Raw genomic sequence first — 19796 nt, forward strand, 5'->3', positions numbered from 1 at the left:
ACGCGGAATGAAAGAATGGACTGGAGGGAGCGTGAAGCAAATGGAAGCCCAGCGGCTCAAGAGGATTAGGGAACAGCTGGAACGCGAGCAGCTAGACGGGATATTGATTGCAAGTCCATACAATCGCAGATATTTGACCGGATTTACGGGTACAGCGGGATTTGTGGCGATTACGAAGGATCAGGCACTGCTAATCACTGATTTTCGCTATACGCGTCAAGCGGCGCAGCAGGCGGTTGAATACGAGGTTATCCAGTATGCAGGCAAGCCATTTGAGCTTATTCGGGAAAAGCTGGACGCGGTGGGAGCCCGCAAGCTCGGGTTTGAGAAAACTCATGTGACATTGGCAGGCTATGAAGCCTACGAGGAATCTTTTAACGGACTCGAGCTTGTCCCGACCCAAAATATCGTTGAAAAGCTGCGCGGCATTAAAGATGAGCGCGAGCAAGGGCATATTCGCAAGGCGATCGACATTACGGAAAAGGCGTTTGAGCATATTTTAGGCTTCATGAAGCCGGGCCTATCTGAGAAGGACGTATCTGCCGAGCTCGAATATTTTATGCGTAAAAATGGGGCGACCTCTTCGGCTTACGCTACGATTGTAGCCTCCGGCTTGCGTTCGGCATTGCCGCATGGGCTCGCGAGCGACAAGCTGCTGGGAACGAACGAATTCGTTACCCTTGATTTTGGAGCGAGCTATGAAGGCTATTGCTCCGACTTGACAAGGACGGTGTTTATCGGCAAGCCAGAGCAGCGGCATAAAGAAATTTATAAGATTGTATTGGAAGCAAACGAGACCACCTTAAATGGACTAAGGCCAGGCATGACGGGCAAAGAAGGCGATTCGCTGGGACGGGACTGTATTGCTGGCTACGGATACGGGGAGTATTTTGGCCATGGGCTCGGTCATGCATTCGGCTTGGAAATCCATGAATGGATGGGCTTTTCCCAGAAGTCGGATGATGTTTTGCAGCCGGGGATGATTTTGACAGTCGAGCCTGGCATTTATATCCCTGATTTTGGAGGCGTCCGTATCGAGGATGATATTTTGATCACAGACACAGGCATTGAAGTGCTGACGAAGTCGAATAAGGAATTAATCGTTTTGTAATGTAGAAGGAGGTGGCCTCGTCCATGCATGCTGAATCTGCGGAAGTCGTCATCATTGGCGGAGGCATCATTGGGATGGCCATCGCCTATTATACGGCCAAATTAGGGATGGACGTTCTCGTTGTCGAGCGCGGGGAGATTGCGGGGGGAACCTCCTCCAAATGCGACGGCAACATTTTAGCCATTGATAAAGACCCCGGCTTCGACAGCCAAATGTCCTTGAAATCCCAGCAATTAGTCGCTGAACTGGTGCAGGAGCTTGATGAGGAGTTCGAGTATCGGGCACCCGGAAGCATTCTCGTCTGCGAGACGGAGGAAGAGATGATCGCTGCTGAGCGCTGGGTTTCCCGGCAAAAGCAGGCAGGACTCCCCTTTCGGATGCTCGATCAGAAGGACCTCAGAGATGAATGGCCTTATATGGCCGAGGATTTATTAGGCGGTTTAGAGTGTGCAACGGATTCTACGGTTAACCCCGTATTGCTAACCTACTCCATGGCTGCAACCGCTCGCCGTCATGGTGCCCGTTTTCGAACGCATACGGCGGTGACAGCGATTTTGCTCGATGAGAAGCGGAGAATTCGGGGAGTAGAGACAGCGACGGGCACGATTAAAGCGAAAATCGTCATTAATGCGGCTGGCGTATGGTCGAAGCTTATTGGACAAATGGTAGGTATCGATATTCCGGTTGAGCCGCGTAAAGGCCATATCCTCGTCGCTGCCCGCTCAGCCAACATTGGGAAACGGAAGGTGATGGAATTCGGCTATTTGATTAGCAAGTTTGGCGGGAAGCGGCAAGTCGATCCCAAGTTCGAAGCGTATGGCATTGCCCTCGTATTCGAACCAACCGCTTCCCAAAACTTTTTAATCGGATCGAGCCGCCAATTTGCCGGTATGGATACCCGCGTGGATCAGGAGGTCATTCGGCTTATTGCGCAGAGAGCGATCCGTTTCTTTCCGGTCATGGAGCATATTCCGATGCTTCGAACGTACGCTGGCCTAAGGCCATGGACAGCCGATCATTTGCCTATCGTTTCACCAATCGACGAAATACCAGGTTTTTATGTAGCAGCCGGTCATGAAGGGGATGGAATCAGCCTCGCCGCGGTTACGGGGAAGGTCATCAGTGAAATGTTAAGCGAAGCCGAGACCTGCATTCCGGCCCAGCCGCTGCGCTATGACCGATTCCGTCGTGGCGACGTTAATCAGGAGGTAGTCCTATGAAGCTTTCCAAACTGGTGACCACCATCGATACCCATACGGGAGGCAATCCGACCCGAACCGTTACGAGTGGAGCGCCGGAGCTGATCGGAAGCACGATGACCGAGAAGATGGTTTATATGTCCGAGCATTTTGACCATTTTCGCAAAGCGTTGATGTTTGAGCCCCGGGGCCATGAAGTGATGTCCGGCTGTATTTTGACTCCACCGTGTGATAAAACAGCCGATATCGGCGTCGTTTTTATTGAGACGGGCGGCTATTTGCCGATGTGCGGGCATGATACGATTGGCCTTTGCACGGCGCTGATTGAGGGCGGGATCTACCCTGAAAGCAAAAACGTCATTCGGCTGGATACGCCAGCGGGGCTTGTGGAAGCCCAGCTTGACATCGCGCAGGGAAAAGTCAAAGAAGTGACGTTCACGAATATTGCTTCTTTTTTGTACAAAAAGGATGTCCGGCTCCAAGTTGAAGGAGTTGGAGAAATTTCCGTTGATATTGCGTATGGCGGCAATTTTTACGGCTTGGTTGATGCGCGTCTGCTGCAGCTACCCTTAGTGCCTAATCGGGCTTCGGAAATCGTCCGCTTGGCGATCAAAATTCGGGATGCGATTAACGAGAGCATTGAAGTGGTTCATCCCGAGATTCCAGTCATTCGCGGGCTGACCCATATTGAGTTTTACAGCGATCCCGTATCGCCTGCTGCCCATTGCCGCAATACGGTCGTCGTGCCTCCGGGAGGAATTGACCGTTCGCCATGCGGGACGGGAACCTCGGCGAAGGTAGCCGTGCTGCATGCCAAGGGCGAACTCTCCAAGGAGCAGGAATTTGTGCATGAAAGCATTGTAGGCTCCGTGTTCCGGGCAAAAATTTTGGAGGAAACAACGGTAGGCGGCTTGCCGGCCGTCATCCCGCAAATATCAGGGTCAGCCTGGGTAACAGGCTTTCACCAGTTTGTTTTTCACGATCAGGATGAGCTGGGTAGCGGTTTTTTCTTGCTTTAATTCTACTCTGAATTTGCTCTAACGCTGGTTTGATGGAGGCTTGGATATGGAAATTAACAAATGGTATGCAGCGATTGATACGCATTCCGGCGGGGAGCCTCTTCGCATCCTGACAGGCGGCCTGCCGCAAATGGCGGGCGCCTCACAGCAAGCCAAGTCGGTAGTTTTCAAGCATCATCATGATTCCATAAGAAAACTGCTTATGGCTGAACCGCGAGGACATTACGGCATGACAGGCGCCATCGTTACAGCTCCCGTATCGGAGGAAGCCCAGTTCGGCTTGTTGTTTTTGAATCAAGAAGGATATGCAGCTATAAGCGGACATGGAATCTTCGCGGTCGTAACGGCATGGATTGCGACGGGGCAGCTGGATGCGGCTATTGCCGCCGAAGGTATATTAATTGACTGCCCAGCGGGAAAGGTAAAAGCTATTGCTAGCTGCGAAGGGCAGGAAGTACGAACGGTATCCTTCCACAATGTTCCGAGTTTCGTCTATGCGGAGTCTCTTGCATTGACCATCCAAGACATTGAACTACGTGTCGATATTGCTTTCAGCGGGGAGTTTTATGCGGTTGTCGATGCTGCCGGACTTGGCGATAGACGGTCAATCCCTGAGCTTCAAGCATGCGGAGGGTTAATCCGCAAAGCCATTGAAGCGAAGCTGGAGGTTAAGCACCCGGTGCAGGAAGGGATTACTGGCATTCATGGCGTGTTTTTTTATGAAAAGGCTGAGGGCGATTCGGTTAATCCGGTCTATCGCAGCTGGTCCATATTTGCTGGCGAACAGCTTGATCGCTCTCCCGGAGGAGCGGGGGCCTGCGCCCATATGACGGTTCTGAACCATAAGGGGCTGCTGAAGCGCGGGCAGCAGGTTGTTTATGAAGGCAGCGCTGGAACGCGTGCAGTTGGCAGCGTGGAGGAGGAAATATGTGCGTTCGGGCAAAAAGCCGTCATTCCACAGCTAACAGGAAGTGCTTATGTGCTGGGCTTTATGAATTTTGTACTCGATTCTAGCGATCCGCTGGCTGATGGATTCGTACTGTACTAGAACGTGTATGAAAAAGGGGGCCCTTGCTACTGCTCCTTGCTTTGTGCCTATTCGATGCCAATTTCTTCTGACAATTCAAGGCTTAAGGAACCACAGTATGCGATTGTGGCTGAGAACATAGTTGCAGAGAGCAATGCGGCTCAGAGTACGCCGTTTTGGAAGTTAATTCCTTTTTTTTCGCGGACTGAGGTTCCGCTATTCTGGATTTTAATCCCATTTTAGGCCTTAAGCGGACAGGAGATCCGCTATTGCCTTCATAATCCTCTGAAAATGACGATGGGCAGCGCATTAGCGGCACCTGAGTCCGCAGACTATGCCAAAACCAGTGATTCGATTGAAATAACGGCTGCTGTGTCCTCCAAGCTGTGTCCACGAAGTCTATCTTTGTGTCTTCGTGCAGGGAGCATCCACCTGAAACGAGCAGCATGAAGCTGCTTTTTGCATATAGGGTTTAGAAGGTCAAAAATCTAAACGATTAACATTCGGGAGGAGCAATTTTGAAATGGCAAAATTTGAAGGTGTTTATGTGGCAATCGTTACCCCTTTCACTGCTTCCTATGAAGTCGACTATAAGCGTTTGACGGAGCATTGCGATTGGCTTATCGCAAATGGCATAAGCGGGCTTGTTCCTACTGGATCTCTTGGCGAATATGCAACGATGAGCAGTGAGGAACGAGCACAGGTAGTGGAGACGGTCATCGAAGCCGCAGCAGGGCGGGTGCCTGTCGTTGTTGGTTCGGCCGCGCCTTCTACGAAGCAGGCGGTCGCATGGGTTCAGCATGCCAAAGATTCAGGTGCGGCAGGGGTTATGGCGCTGCCTCCTATTAATTACAAGCCGCTTGAGCATGAAGTTGTCGCTCATTACGAAGCGCTGAATGAGGTAGGACTTCCAATTGTAGCGTACAACAATCCTCATGATTATAAAGTAGATTTGACGCCGCAGTTTCTTGCGAAGCTTTCCAAATTTGATCATGTCGTTGCGGTAAAAGAGTTTTCCGGCGACATCCGCCGCGTGCATGATATTTTGGCCCAAACCAATCTTGAAGTTATGATCGGCGTAGATGATTTGGCGATGGAAGGCCCGCTGTTTGGCGCAACAGGCTGGATTTCCGGTGTGCCCAATGCGCTGCCGAAGGAAGGCGTAGAGTTGTTTAACCTTGCCAGACAAGGGAAAATGCAAGAGGCAAGCGCGCTTTATCGCCGTCTGCTGCCTTTGTTCCATATGGATGCCAGCCCTCAGCTCGTTCAATCGATTAAATATATGATGGAGTTGGCGGGATTCCCGGTCGGTCCTACACGTCCGCCGCGCCTGCCTTTGCCAGAAGCAGATTACCAGCTCATTAGAGAAGCTTTTGAATACGCGGTTAGACCTAATCAGCCAGCAAATTAACGGAATGATGAGTTTAAAGTAGCCTAGTCCGAACAGGAGGGATTGCAAAATGACGAGCAGTCGAAATTGGATCGGAGGCGAGTGGATTTCGCCAGCAGCAGGCGAATCTGTCGTTAAAAATCCATCGAACATCAAAGAGGAGGTTGGCATTCTTCATCTATCTGATCAGTCGCATGTTATACAGGCGGAGCAGGCAGCGCGTAAAGCGTTTGAAGTTTGGTCTCGTTTAACAGGTGCTGCTCGAGCAGAGCATGTGTATAAGCTTGCTGCCGCGCTGGAAGCCAAGCTGGCTGAGGTAGCGAATCTCGCAAGCTTGGAAATGGGCAAACCAATTATGGAAATGCGCGGCGAAGTGATGCGTGGAGTAAATCTGCTCCGTTATTACGCGGCGGAAGGGGTACGAGCCAATGGGGTTGTCATACCTTCGAGCGAGCCAAACGTTTTGCAGCATACGAAAAAGGTTCCTTTGGGCGTCGTGGGCATTATTACCCCATGGAATTTCCCGGTTGCCATACCTATTTGGAAAATCGCGCCTGCGCTTATTTGCGGCAACACCGTTATATGGAAGCCTGCGGAATTTGCCTCCTTAACGGCAACGAAGCTTATTGAGATTTTTGCAGAGGCAGGACTTCCTGCAGGCGTCATTAATCTCGTTATTGGCAAGGGCAGCAAAATCGGAGACGTATTACTAGAGCAAATTTCGCTCGATGCGGTAAGCTTTACCGGCTCCACATCAACGGGCACTCATATTGCCCAGCTTTGTGCCAAGCGAAATATTAAATATCAGACCGAAATGGGCGGGAAAAATGCCGCTGTTGTTTTAAACGATGCTGATCTTGAAAAGACGATTCCGCTCATTGTCAGCGGAGCCTTCCGTTCGGCAGGTCAGAAATGTACAGCAACGAGCCGAATTATCGTTGAATCAGGCATTTATGCTTCGTTTACGAAAGCGCTCAGCACGGCAGTATCGCAAATTAAGCTGGCACCTGCTCTCGATCCTGCCGCATATTTAGGCCCCGTTGCTTCTGCAAGCCAGTATGAAACGGTCATGTCTTATGTCCATATGGCCCAGCAGCAGGCGGAGATTGTTGCCCAAGGTCCAGCTGTAGCTGCAGCTGAGCAAAACGAGGGATATTACATTCAGCCGATCGTGGCCGCAGGCTTGGATGCGGGGCATCCTCTCATTCAGGAAGAGGTTTTTGGGCCAGTTGCAGCGCTGCTTCAGGCATCCGATTTTGAAGAAGCTATCGCTTTATGCAATCAATCGATTTTTGGGCTGAGCGCTTCGCTGTTTACGCAAAATTTATCCTACGCCCATCGGTTTTTGGACGAAGCGCAGGCGGGCATGGTTCGCGTGAATCAGGAAACAGCGGGTGTGGAATATCAGTCCCCATTCGGCGGAATGAAGCTTTCCAGCTCGCATTCGCGCGAGCAAGGGCAAGCGGCTTTGGATTTCTATACCGAATTAAAAACATGCGCTATCCGTTATTTTTAAAATATAGATAGATATGAGATTTCTCCATCCTTTCTCTATATTTCTCGGACTGAAACGCGCCGCGCCGCCAGAGGAAGGCGGCAGCCGTTTCACCTTGAAATATAAGAAAGTATAAGTTTGGCCATACTTGTTCTTCTATTTCTCGGACTGAAACGAGCTGCGCCGCCAGAGGAAGGCGCCAGCCGCTTCACCTTGAAATATAGGAAAGGATATCCTAGTGTCATCCTTTCTCTATATTTCATCGCGAAACGGTGCTTTGCCGCCAGAGGACGTCGAAAGCCGTTTACGCTTGGGGGGCTTTTGTGATGAAGCATTCATCCTTAGTCGTTTGCCGCTGTGAAGAAGTGACTATGGAGCAATTGGAAGAAGCTTATGCGTCTGGAAGCTGCACTTCACGTCAATTGAAGATGAAAACAAGGGCTACAATGGGCGCTTGCCAGGGACGGGTTTGCCGAGCCCTTGTAGAAACATGGATTCATGTGAAAAATCCAGATGGTCCTCGAGACGCTGAATTATTATCGTACCGTCCGCCTATTCGGCCTATAACGTTTGGCCAGCTAGCAAAGGATGAAGTGTAATGGAAAGGATTGAGAACCATCCGTTACTCGGCCGTTGGCAGACGCCGCATGAACCTGTTGCCTTTTCCTTTAATGGGAAGCCAATGACAGGGCTAAAGGGAGAGCCAATAGCGGCGGCACTGCTCGCAGCAGATATTCGCACGCTGCGCAGGCATGAGGAATCGGGGCATGCTCGCGGGCTTTATTGTGCCATTGGCCATTGCATGGAATGCCGGCTGAGCGTAGCAGGAAAAGGAATGGTACGTTCCTGTCTTACTCCGCTTGAAGAAGGAATGTGTATAGCTGAAGGGCTGCAGCTTCCAAACGAAATAACAGGGAGGAAGCTGCTATGACGAAGGAGAGAGAGCCTGATCTCATTATTGTCGGTGCTGGGCCAGCTGGCCTGTCGGCAGCTGTTGTAGCTGCCGAACACGGCCTAGCCGTCACCATATTGGATGAATTTCCCGAACCCGGCGGACGCATGCTCGGCCAGTTTCATGAAGAGAAGGGCCACTGGTGGGTAGGGAAGCAGGTTGCCCATCATCTCATCGAGCAGTGCTGCGCATTAGGTGTTCATATCCGCTGCGGCGTATCGGTTCACGGCATGTGGAAAAACGATCAGCATTGGGTGATTAGAACGTCAGACGGTTCCATCACGGCAGCTAACGTATTGCTGGCAACGGGCGGTGCCGAAATTCCGCAGCCGTCTCCCGGGTGGACACTGCCTGGCGTCATGTCCATTGGCGCGGCGCAGGTTATGGCTAACGTACATTTCGTTAAACCCGGACGTCGCGGCCTTATTATCGGGGTTAACGTGCTAGCGATGGCAATCGCTCGTGAGCTGTCTATAAGCGGGGTATCCATTGCAGCCATCGTGCTGCCTTCGCAAAGCCCGCTTTCTGGAACAGACGCTTTGCCTAAAGAAAATGTAGAAAAGCTGCTCAGCTTGTCCCATTTAGCCCCGTCCGCGTTTATGAGAATGGGAGGCCGAGCTGCCCATTCGCTAAAAATGGCGGGGGTAGTATCCCATTTTTTTCCGCGAAGAGGGATCAAGCTGTGGGATATTCCCTTAAAGCTGCGGACAACGGCTGTAGCTATCAATGGCAAAGATCAGGTGGAATCCGTGACGCTTGCCGACGTAAATGGATGCGGTGAAACGATTGCCGGAAGCGAGCGGGAGGAAGCGGTTGATTTCGTCGCTCTTGCGGGCGGATTATATCCATTAGCTGAGCTAGCTTCGGTGGCCGGCTGTCCATTTGTTTATATGAAAGAGCTCGGCGGCCATATTCCGCTTCATAGCGAAGCGATGCAGACGCCTATGGCAGGGCTGTATGTAGCCGGCAATATTACCGGTGTCGAAAGTGCGCTTGTAGCGATGGCCCAGGGACAGCTTGCAGCCACTTCCATTTGCAGAGATGTTGGGCTGCTTGGCGAGCAAAGCGCTACCAAACTAGCAGAGGCGAAGCAGAAGGTTCAGCAAGTGCGGGCTTCCGCTTTAATTCAATTTCATCCGGGCATTCCAAAGGCGAGAGAGCAAGTCTACAAAATGTGGACGAAAGGCTGTGGCAATGTTGAAAATAACTGAAAACACAGAAAAATGGCGAAAGGTTTCATATAAGTCGGTCAAAATTCACGATCCCTTTTGGTCCCATTATAGAAGCCTCGTTCGTGATGAGGTCATTCCCTATCAATGGGAGGCTATTAATGACCGGGTTGAGGGCGCTTCTCCCAGCCATGCGCTGCAAAATTACCGCATAGCGGCTGGCGAAGCGGAAGGAGCGTTTTACGGTTATGTTTTTCAAGATAGCGATGTAACCAAATGGTTAGAGGCTGTCGCTTACAGCTTGCAAGCCGATCCAAATGCGGAGCTGGAAAAGCTTGCGGATGAAACGATCGATTTGCTAGGGAAAGCCCAGCAGCCGGACGGCTATCTTAATACTTATTTTACGATTCAAAATCAGGACCAGCGCTGGACGAATGAACGCGATAATCATGAAACCTACTGCGCAGGCCATCTGATTGAAGCAGCTGTTGCTTATTATGAGACGACGGGCAAGCGCAAGCTGCTGGATATCGCCTGCAAGCTGGCGGATCATATCGATTCGGTGTATGGCGAAGAGCAGGGCAAGCTGAGCGGCTATCCCGGACATCAGGAAATAGAGCTTGCCTTAATGAAGCTTTATAGCGCAACGGGGCAGGAGCGATATTTGAAGCTATGCCGGTTTTTTATTGACGAGCGCGGCCAGGAGCCTCATTATTTCAAGCTTGAAGCAGAGAAGCGGGCCGAGAAACGGGGACGGGAAGCGCTGCTGCGTGAAGGCTACTATTCGCTATATAAAAACAATTACGAATACAATCAAGCCCACCTGCCTGTTCGGGAGCAGCTGGTGGCGACAGGGCACGCCGTGCGGGCGGTATATATGTATACCGGCATGGCGGATTTGGCTGGCGCGACGAATGATACAGAGCTGCTTGAAAGCTGCAAGAGGTTATGGGAAAACGTGACGCAAAAGCAGATGTATGTAACGGGAGGCATTGGCTCGAATCACGACGGGGAAGCTTTTTCATTCGACTATGATTTGCCTAACGATACCGCTTACACCGAGACTTGCGCTTCTATCGGCCTTGTTTTCTGGGCACAGAGCATGCTCCATCTTGATCCAGACAGCAAATATGCAAACGTCATTGAGCGTGCATTGTATAACGGAACCATTAGCGGCATGGGGCTGGATGGCAAAAGCTTTTTCTACGTCAATCCGCTGGAGGTGTGGCCTGCCGCCTGCAAACGTCCAGATAAACGGCATGTAAAGACCGCCCGGCAAAAATGGTTCGGCTGTGCTTGCTGCCCGCCCAATCTGGCCCGTCTTATCGCCTCGCTCGGCTCTTATATTTATTCCCAAAACGAGCATGCGGTTTATGTCCATCAATATATCGGCAGCGAGACTACGCTAAAGGTTGCCGGGCAAAACGTAAGCCTTTCCCTGCAAGCTAATTTCCCATGGGAAGAGACGGTCGCCATTAACGTGACGCCTGAGCGTGACGAAGCGTTTACGATCGCCGTTCGCATCCCGGATTGGTGCGAGGGAGCAGAAATGAATGTAAATGGTCAAGCGATATCGCCAGACTCGCTGCAATTCCACAAAGGTTATGCTGCGATAAACCGTATCTGGCAGGAGGGAGATCAAATTGCGCTGAAATTTCCGATGGCCATTAAGCGCCTATATGCGCATCCTCTCGTTCGTGCGAACGCAGGCAAGGTGGCCTTGCAGCGGGGGCCTGTCGTTTATTGCTTGGAGGAAGCGGATAACGGGGCGGCCTTATCGCATATTGCGCTGCCTGAGCAAGCGGCGCTTGCTGCGCATTTTAAGCCTGATCTGCTTGGCGGCATCGTCGTCATTGAAGGGCAGGCTGTGCGGGGCGAACAGCCGGGCAGCAGCCAAAGGCTATATGAATCCCGCAAGCGAGGGGAGAATGCCTGCAGCATTCGGGCTATCCCTTATTATGCTTGGGCGAATCGTGGCGAAGGAGAAATGGCGGTATGGATTCGGGAAAGCTAATACGCGGAAGTAGAGGGAGGCTTGTTGATGAAAAAAGGGATTTCTTTCGTCATTTGCTGTATGTTATTCGTTTCGCTTTTTGCTATGCCCGCTGCTGCGAAGCCTAAGCCTGTTCAGCCGGAACCAACGAGCGACGAAGCGAAGCTTGAAGATATTTTTGGCAGAACCGTCAATCATTACGGTGTGGAGCTAGTTGACTGGCAAGGCTATATTGCCAACCCCTATGTAAAGTTGAACGTCATTCCGCCTGCCGATGCTGCTTATCCGCTCACCATAGACATTAAAGCTAAAGGCACCTCACGCTTGATGATGGACCGGCCAAGTACACTCAGCGCAACAGGTGCCCAAAAAACGCTGGCCTTTGATACTGCTGGCGAACACAAACCGTTTTTGCTGGAAATTCATCCGGATCGAATAGGCGGCAATGGCGAAATCGAGCATTATACGCTTGAGCTGACGATTACCGATGCGCTAGGAGCCGTTCGCTCGCAGACGACGCCTATTCGCGTATGGGATCAGGATGACGAGAAGGAGCCCGAGCTTCCTTTAAAATTCGATTACCGATTCGATACGATACAGCCTTATTTTAGTGATCCTGCTATCCGCGAGGCGGGCGAGCAGGCTATTAAGGATTGGTTTTATTTTTTTGATATGGAGCCATTTGATACCGTTCCTGCAAACTCCGAAGTAAGCATGCTTCCCGAAGATAACTTTGACGGCCATATTGAAGTAACGAATGATGAGCCATTCAACGGGATGTGGATTTTTCTAAGAGGGCTGAGTGGCCCTTATTCAACAGGCGCTCCGACGGACAATGGAAAATATCATAAGCGCGGCGGCATTACGATTCCGGATAAGCTTCATCGTTCATTAATGACGATTCTTGATTTTTACGATACGGCGACGCCATTTACCTCTATGGATGATGAGGAGTGGTACCTCACGGAAATGTCCAATACGTCTACCGATGTGTATGGCCTCATTATGCATGAGTTTGGCCATGCGCTCGTATTTTCCGGCAACTGGAAAGGGGTAGCTGCTTATAAGCGAAGCGGGGGCACGGCAGACAATATCGTCGCCTATCAAGGCGGGCCCGTTCCGCTCGACGGCACCTATCATATTCCGGGAGAGGAGCCTTATTGGGACCGGATCAGCGGTCAAAATGGCGGACGGACGCATCTTTTTCACAATAAGCGCTGGATGCTGACGAAGCTGACGCTGCTGATTGCAGAAAAAGCAGGATGGAAGCTGAACGATAAGCTGACTCCATTCCTGAGCCCATCCATTAAAAACATGCCGATTCCAAATGCGAAGCAGGGGAAAAATTACGAGCTGCAGCTGCAGGCGGAGGGCGGCGTTCCTTTTTACGATTGGACGATTGTAGATGGCTCGCTGCCTCAAGGGCTGACCTTGGACCGCTTCACCGGCAAAATCGCGGGAAAAGTGTCTGGGCAAGCAGAAGGAAGCTATTCGTTTACGGTACAGCTTCGCGATTACGATGAGCTTGGAACCCCCGTTCAAAAGACATTCACATTAAATGTGGGCCAAGGCGAGCTTTTAGGAAGCTATTTGTTTGATGAAGCAGACGGGGAGATCGCCCTAGATTATTCGGGAGCGGGGCACGATGTCTCGACCTTGCATGCAAGCAGAACAGATGGGGCGAGAGGGGGTGGGATAGCCTTAAATGGGGCTTCCAATTATGTTGATCTGCCACGTGACATGCTAAAAAAAGCAAAAGCGTTCTCGTTCTCTTCATGGGTGAATGTGACGGATAGCGTCTATTCTCGAAGCTCAGTTGGCGTGACGAATTCGGTCTATGACACGAGCTCGCGGATTTTTGATTTTGGCACATCGGATGCGAAGTATATGGCACTATCCACAGATTCCCAAGGCGCCTTTAGCTTTAAGGTTTCGAGAAAAGGGGGCAAGGAGGAAGCAATCATCTCAGGGGGCGGCATAACCTCTGGAAAATGGCAGCATGTGGCGGTGACAGCATCGGGTAATACGGCGGTCCTTTATGTAAATGGGACGGAAGTAGCGAGGACCTCTAATTTGACCCTGGGAGCGATCGAATCCCTTTTAAAGGGCGAGCACCATTACATTGGCAAGTCTCAAAGCGATGAACGGTATTGGAATGGCATTTTGGATGAGATCAAGCTTTATAATCGCGCTTTGTCTGCCGCTGAGATTGCCAGTCTTGCAGCAGATGAGCCAGTGCCTCCAGTTGTTGATCCGCCAGAGCCCGCAAACCCTAATGTGGCGATTGAAGGAAGCATTACGACTTCCTACGTCTCGCCATGGGAGAGCTTGGTAGGGCTGAATGACGAGTACGAACCGGAGAGCTCCGCAGACCGAGGCCATCCGGTATATGGCAACTGGGACACGCACGGAACCGAGCAATGGGTGCAATATGATTTTGACCAGCCTTTTACCCTATCATCAAGTGAAGTGTATTGGTTTGATGATAATGACGGCATTGATTTGCCGGAGTCGTTCTACATCCAATATTGGGATGGGACGAATTGGGCGCATGTGTCCAATCCGTCTGCATATGGCGTTTTGCCGGACCAGTATAATGTGACCGCCTTTGATCCGGTGACGACGACCAAAATTCGGCTAACGATGAAAGCAAAGCCAACAACTTCAACGGGCATTGAGCAGTGGAAGGTCATTCGCGTGACAGAAACAGATTAGGCTGGATTATACACAGAAGGCAGGCAATCCACAAATAAAAGGGAGGCTTGGCGATGTTGAAAAGAGGTACGAACCGCATATCCGTTAAAAAAATGATGTCAGCAGTTGTTTGTTTGGCCTTGCTGTTAGGCGTAATAGGCACGATTCCGCAAAAACCGGTGTATGCGGCGGCCAATTTTGCGGAAGTAGTGGATATATTCGGGCGGACCGTTAATGACAACGGCATTGACTTGGTCGATTGGCAGGGGTATCTTGCGAATCCTTCAGTTAAGCTCACGGTTAAGCCGCCATCGAGCGCTGTTTTCCCCGTTACGATTAACCTGCGTACACAGGGAACGACCCGGCTGATGATGAATAAGCCGAGTACGCTATCGGCAACGGGCTCGGCCAAAACGTTAACTTTTACTAATGCATCCCAGCAGCTAGACTTTGAATTAGAGATTCACCCCGATCGTATTGGCGGGCCGAATGAAATCGAAAATTATACGCTGAGCATGCAGGTCATCCAAAACAATAATACCCAGAGCACGCAGACGATTCCGATTCGGGTGCTGGATCAGGATGATAATGCAGAACCGTCGCTGCCTATTAACTTTGATTATCGTTTTGATACGATTACGGACATATTTGCCGATGCAGGGGTGAAGGCTGCCACGGAGCAGGGCATCAAGGACTGGTTTTATTTCTTTGATGAGACGCCTTATGACACAGTAGCTGCAGGAGCTGAAAATATTTCAATTCCGGGCGACAACTGGCTGAATCCCATTACGGCTACCAACAATGCCGCCTACAACGGCGTATGGGTGTTTCTGCGCGGCTTAAATGATCCATATTCTACGGGCTATCCTGCAGATAACGGCAAGTTCCACAAGCGGGCAGGGGTTCAAGGTCCGATTCACCGCTCATATGGACTGATTTTGGACTTTTACTCAGGGTTTACACCGTTCTCCTCTTTGAATGATGAAGAGTATTATTTGGCTCAAATGCCGGGATCTGCTTGTACCTCAAACTGCCAGACCGATGTATTAGGCTTAATCGCTCATGAATTTGGCCATGCGGTTGCCTTCCACAGCAGCTGGAACGGCATGGTGAATTACCATAGCGCCGGCGGCAGCAATGATGCAGAAGTCATCGCATATCAAGGGAACGCGGTTCCGCTAGATTCCAGCTATCATATTTCGGATGCCAATTCCCTTTATTGGGATCGAATCAGCGGCCAAAGCGGAGGCAGAAACCACAAGTTTCCTTCCCAGCGCTGGATGATGACGAAGCTGAGCCTGTTGATCGCTGAAAATGCGGGTTGGAAGCTGAATAAAAACCTGTCGCCGTTCGTAGCGCCGTCCATCGTAACAACCTCACTGCCAAGCGGAACGAAGGGCGCTGCTTATTCGCAGCAGCTTACTGCCAAGGGCGGTGTGCCATTCTATGATTGGAATGTAACGAGCGGTTCGCTGCCGCCAGGGCTGACGTTAGATCGCTTCAAAGGGACTTTAACTGGAACGATTGACAATAATGCGCCGCAAGGCAGCTATACGTTCACCGTTCAGTTGAGGGATTATGACGCGCAAAGCACGCCTGTCACCAAATCGTTTACGATTAATTTAGGCGGAGGCGGGACAGTCAGCGATGTCGTGGCCCAATATTTATTCAATGAAACAAGCGGAGCTTCGGCCGCTGATGCATCAGGCAATGGAAAAACAGCCACGCTTAGCGGCGGCATCACTTGGGCCGCAGGGCATGCGTCGGGCGCGGTCAATTTTAACGGTACCACTGGCTACGGCAGCTTGCCAGCTGGCATCGTAAGCAGCTTGAATGATTTTACGATTGCGACTTGGGTGAAGCTGAATTCGGTATCCGATTGGACGCGAATTTTTGATTTTGGCACGGGAACAACGGCCAACATGTTCTTAACGCCAAGTCCGGGCGGTGCAGGCTTAAGATTTGCCATTACGAATAGCGGCAGCGGAGGGGAACAGCGAATTTCAACGACGACGGCATTCCCGACAGGGGTATGGAAGCATGTCGGAGTTACCCTCTCGGGCAATACGGCAAGTCTGTATGTAGATGGCGTCCTCGTTGGCACCAATGCGAATATGACGCTTAAGCCTTCCAGTCTTGGCAACACGACGCTTAACTATTTGGGACGTTCGCAATATACGGGAGACCCGTATTTAAATGGGGGACTCGACGATTTCCGTATTTACAATCGAGCGCTCAGCGCTGCGGAAATGACGACACTATTTAACAGCTAGCGTTAAACCCGGCGCACCTGTTCTCGCTGTCGCTCCTATTTAAGTAAAATGCCCTCTGGAAGCTCATTGCAAAGCCCTTTTGGGCGTTGCAATGAATGTCCGGAGGGCATTCTTTTTGATTCATTCAAATCGTTTTTTGGGGGAGGGCTGCCAGCCGTTAAAAAATGCGGTGCTTCCAGCCATTCAGCTTGGCAATCGCTTCGACATAATAATAATCGCCATAGATAAGCGATACATCGATAAAGCTGGTGCCGCTGCCTGTTCCGTGCAGCAAAATCGCCTCATGCTCCGGCTGCTCCCATGTCGCATAATTTTCCGTCAGCGAACGCAAAATCCGCTCCGCGGCATTCGCATACAAGCTTTTCTCGCCGGGGGCCACAAGCTCTGCCAGCTCCAGCAGACCAGATGCGGCGATGCTTGCCGCCGAGCTATCCCGGAACAGGCGCTCATCGTCTCCGAGACGGAAATCCCAATACGGCACCTGATCACCCGGCAGGCCCGCGATAAAGTAATGGGCGATCCGCTTCGCCGCATCGAGAAAACGCTCATCTCCGGTATGGCGATACGTATTCGTAAAGCCGTACAGCCCCCAAGCGGTGCCGCGGCTCCACGACGATTCCGGCGAATAGCCTTGACCGCCAAAGTTTTCGAGGTAGGCGCCAGTTTCAGCATCGAAGGAAATAATATGCTTCGTTGAGCCGTCTGGACGGATGCCGTATTGCAGCGTCGTCTCCGCGTGGCTGATCGCAATATGCTTGTAGCGCGGATCTCCGGTCACCTTGCTCGCCCAGAACAAGAGGGAGATGTTCAGCATGCAGTCGATAATGACCCAGCCATATTTGTCCTCATTCCAGGCACGGATGAATTTGCCAACCGGGTTGTAGCGGGCAGCGAGGAAGTTCGCCGCTTCGATTCCTCGGCGCAAAGCATCCTCATCGCCCGTGAGCGTATGCTTAATCACCGCAGTCGGCAAAAACTGAAAGCCAACATCATGATGCAGCTCAACCGTCGGCTTAATAAACCATTGCTCTAGCGTTTCATCCCAATGCCAAGCAGCATCCTTGTATTCTGGCTTGCCCGTCATATCGTGCATAATCCAGAGCAGCCCCGGCCAGAAGCCCGTCGTCCACCAGTCGGACCCAATATCGTCAAATTTCCCGTCCTTGCCAGCGAAATGCGGACATTTCGCTCCGATCTGCTGAACCATTCGCTCAGCCTTGCCATCCAGCCGATTCATTATTTCTTGCCAATAGGTTGTAGTCATTGTACAGGCCTCCATCACTTTGAATATGTGGTGACCTGAGTATAGCCCGTATGAGACATAGAAAGTTGCAATTGAATATAAAGAAATGTTTATATTTTGTCATTGCGCTGCAAAGCTTTGGCGCCGCTTAGGTTTACTTTGTACGGGTTGCTACTGATTTTTGCGGTATTTGAGCGGAGTGGTTCCGAGCGCCTTGCGGAATAGCTGGTTAAAATAAGAGGCATTAGGAAAACCGCTGGCAATGCCAATTTGCTCGACAGACAAATCGGTCGTGCGCAGCAGCCGGCAAGCCTGTTTAATGCGCCGAGCGGTCAAATAATCGACAAGCCGGCTTCCCGTTTCCTGATGAAACAGTCTGGAAATATACGATTTGGACAAATGCATAGCTGCCGCAAGCTGCTCCAAATGAATTTCTTCATGGTAATGGTCCTCAATCCAGCTCATCATGCGCTCGGAATAGCGCAGCGAACGATGCTGCTCGGCAGGCAGCAGGGTGCTGTCGCCAAGCTCCAGGCAGCTTACGAGCTGAAGCAGCAGCATTGTTATATTTTCAACATTTTCACGATGAATAGAACCACTGGGCTGTTGCGTGCAGTCGTAAGCCTGGAGCATCCATTCCATAACCGTGGCACGCTCGCTCAGATCAAAGCCGCAGCGATCGTTTGACCCTTGCCATAACGCCGAAAAAATCGTTTTGCGATTCGGAAAACCGAGCAGCAGCTTCTCTGCAGCATGGGGGTCAATGTAAAAAATCGAGCGCTGAAACGGATTTTCCGGCGATACGTCCGAATAAATGCGGTGCAGCTGATACGGCTGAAAGAAAAACAGCATGCCTCCGCGAATATCGTACATTTGCTGGTTGACGACAATATGCCCCTGGCCGCGGTGGATGTACATGATTTCACAGCATTGATGCCAGTGGTAATAACCTTTGTAGTGGTCGTCCGTGTACATATTATAATTCCACACAAGCGACTGCTGATTTTGAAAAAAGACAGGTTCGAACAGCTGCTTCATAAGCCCTCCGCGATGACAAAATATAAACATTTGTGTTCGATTATATTATAGCCTTATACAGAGGAAGAACGCCATGAGTCGAAAACATCTATTTTCTTGCGGGGACAAGCTGACCACGGCGCAATCGCTTTAACCGGGGCCATATTTGGCGAGATACTGCGGGTAAGCATGAAGATGGATAGCCTTGGCCTTGCGCTGAGCTTCCTCCCGATGCTCCGGCACCTGCTCAGCCTCGACATAGTCAGCCAGCACGTCAATAACGTCATCTAGAAGCTTCGCCCGAAAATACAGCTCCAGTCGTTCAATAACCTCAGCCCCTGCTCCTGCCAGCACCTTTTCTTTCCATAACGGGCAAGATGGATCATGCAATAGTGGCCAAAGCAGTACCGAGTAGTCCATCGCCGCATCGCCCTGACCGGATAGGTCATCCCAGTCAATTATTCTGAAGCCATCCTTGCTGGAGATAAGTACGTTGTTGCTGTTCAGGTCGTTATGAACAACATCGCTTGCAGGGAGTAAAAATGCAGGTGTGCGCAGGACGGTGTCCCTCAGTCTCCCAATCTCTTCCCCGAACCACAAAATCGTCTCGTCTGACACGAAATCCCTGATCAAATCGCGCGAGCTTAGAATTCCGTCGAGATCCTCCGTAAAACGGGAAATGTACTCGTCCTCAAATGCCTCCGCATAAGTGCGAGTCTCAGCTCGAGGCAGCATTTCACGAAGACGCTCGTCGCAATGGAGCTTAGCAATGGTCTCTAAGACACCCGTTAGCGCAACCTCGGGATTCGGTGTTTCCATAAGCGGGATTGCATCCGCGATATATTCAAAAACGAGTCCATAGGGGTATCCCGGCACGATCTCGCGGTCAATCTCATAGACCAAGCTTGGCGCGGTGTAGGACTCAGCAAGATAATCACTGACGCCAGCCCACTGGCGCAGCCGCGGGGCATTGTCAGGTGGAGCCAGCTTGACGTGAAGCTGAGTGCGGCCGTCCGTCAGACGGATAGACAAGTTGTCGAAGCCCCCAGGATTATAGATGTATGACGCCCGAATAGCATTCGGGTCTAAACCAATGGCAGCGGCGTTTGCGGACGCCCACTCCGCAATCATTTTTTCTATTCGTTGCACCTGCATGTTTACCCCCTGCTTACTCGGCATATTTTAGTCGCTACCTGATATTTTTGCATATTATT

At 51.1% G+C, this 19796-nt stretch carries 15 protein-coding genes; 12 read left to right on the forward strand and 3 right to left on the reverse strand.

The window, feature by feature from the left end; all coding sequences use genetic code 11:
* Positions 1-40 precede the first annotated feature (40 nt).
* The 12 genes from AC50X8_RS16490 to AC50X8_RS16545 all read left to right on the forward strand — a co-directional run bounded on the left by AC50X8_RS16490 (position 41) and on the right by AC50X8_RS16545 (position 16322).
* Positions 41-1111, forward strand: a complete 1071-nt coding sequence (locus tag AC50X8_RS16490; protein ID WP_056028368.1) for a M24 family metallopeptidase — start codon at positions 41-43, stop codon at positions 1109-1111.
* A 23-nt stretch (positions 1112-1134) separates the two neighbouring features.
* The gene (locus AC50X8_RS16495; protein ID WP_494880423.1) at positions 1135-2331 is read left to right on the forward strand and encodes an NAD(P)/FAD-dependent oxidoreductase; all 1197 of its coding nucleotides are present in this window, start codon (positions 1135-1137) and stop codon (positions 2329-2331) included.
* Positions 2328-3329 (forward strand): proline racemase family protein, encoded by a 1002-nt coding sequence (locus AC50X8_RS16500; protein ID WP_494880425.1) that lies wholly within the window; start codon positions 2328-2330, stop codon positions 3327-3329. Before AC50X8_RS16495 ends, AC50X8_RS16500 begins: the two co-directional genes overlap by 4 nt.
* A 46-nt stretch (positions 3330-3375) precedes the next feature.
* A complete protein-coding gene (locus tag AC50X8_RS16505) occupies positions 3376-4377 on the forward strand; it encodes a proline racemase family protein (RefSeq protein ID WP_494880427.1) in 1002 nt (333 codons plus the stop codon).
* Positions 4378-4879: 502 nt separating this feature from the next.
* Positions 4880-5767: a dihydrodipicolinate synthase family protein gene (locus AC50X8_RS16510; protein WP_494864535.1), complete on the forward strand. Its 888-nt coding sequence runs from the start codon at positions 4880-4882 to the stop codon at positions 5765-5767.
* 49 nt (positions 5768-5816) lie between these two features.
* Entirely contained in the window at positions 5817-7262 is a 1446-nt protein-coding gene (locus tag AC50X8_RS16515) for an aldehyde dehydrogenase family protein (protein ID WP_494880429.1), read from the forward strand.
* A gap of 305 nt (positions 7263-7567) precedes the next feature.
* A complete protein-coding gene (locus tag AC50X8_RS16520) occupies positions 7568-7840 on the forward strand; it encodes a (2Fe-2S)-binding protein (protein ID WP_494880431.1) in 273 nt (90 codons plus the stop codon).
* On the forward strand, positions 7840-8172 hold the full coding sequence (locus AC50X8_RS16525; RefSeq protein ID WP_056028346.1) for a (2Fe-2S)-binding protein: 333 nt from the start codon (positions 7840-7842) through the stop codon (positions 8170-8172). Before AC50X8_RS16520 ends, AC50X8_RS16525 begins: the two co-directional genes overlap by 1 nt.
* Positions 8169-9404, forward strand: a complete 1236-nt coding sequence (locus AC50X8_RS16530) for an NAD(P)/FAD-dependent oxidoreductase (protein ID WP_056028343.1) — start codon at positions 8169-8171, stop codon at positions 9402-9404. The genes AC50X8_RS16525 and AC50X8_RS16530 overlap by 4 nt, the downstream gene beginning before the upstream one ends.
* Entirely contained in the window at positions 9388-11376 is a 1989-nt protein-coding gene (locus AC50X8_RS16535) for a glycoside hydrolase family 127 protein (RefSeq protein ID WP_494880433.1), read from the forward strand. Before AC50X8_RS16530 ends, AC50X8_RS16535 begins: the two co-directional genes overlap by 17 nt.
* Before the next feature lie 27 nt (positions 11377-11403).
* Positions 11404-14070, forward strand: a complete 2667-nt coding sequence (locus tag AC50X8_RS16540; protein WP_494880435.1) for a LamG-like jellyroll fold domain-containing protein — start codon at positions 11404-11406, stop codon at positions 14068-14070.
* A 53-nt stretch (positions 14071-14123) separates the two neighbouring features.
* Complete coding sequence (locus AC50X8_RS16545) at positions 14124-16322, forward strand: LamG-like jellyroll fold domain-containing protein (RefSeq protein ID WP_494880437.1); 2199 nt, start codon at positions 14124-14126, stop codon at positions 16320-16322.
* Positions 16323-16479: 157 nt separating this feature from the next.
* Here AC50X8_RS16545 and AC50X8_RS16550 read toward each other — a convergent pair whose 3' ends face one another.
* The 3 genes from AC50X8_RS16550 to AC50X8_RS16560 all read right to left on the reverse strand — a co-directional run bounded on the left by AC50X8_RS16550 (position 16480) and on the right by AC50X8_RS16560 (position 19737).
* A complete protein-coding gene (locus AC50X8_RS16550) occupies positions 16480-17586 on the reverse strand; it encodes a glycoside hydrolase family 88 protein (protein WP_056028337.1) in 1107 nt (368 codons plus the stop codon).
* 150 nt (positions 17587-17736) lie between these two features.
* Positions 17737-18603 carry a helix-turn-helix domain-containing protein gene (locus AC50X8_RS16555; RefSeq protein ID WP_494864551.1) on the reverse strand — a complete coding sequence of 289 codons (867 nt, stop codon included), beginning with the start codon at positions 18601-18603 and terminating at the stop codon, positions 17737-17739.
* Positions 18604-18732: 129 nt separating this feature from the next.
* Positions 18733-19737 (reverse strand): aminoglycoside phosphotransferase family protein, encoded by a 1005-nt coding sequence (locus AC50X8_RS16560; RefSeq protein WP_494880440.1) that lies wholly within the window; start codon positions 19735-19737, stop codon positions 18733-18735.
* Positions 19738-19796 lie beyond the last annotated feature (59 nt).

It is taken from the genome of Paenibacillus sp. JT22N15, from assembly GCF_059383755.1.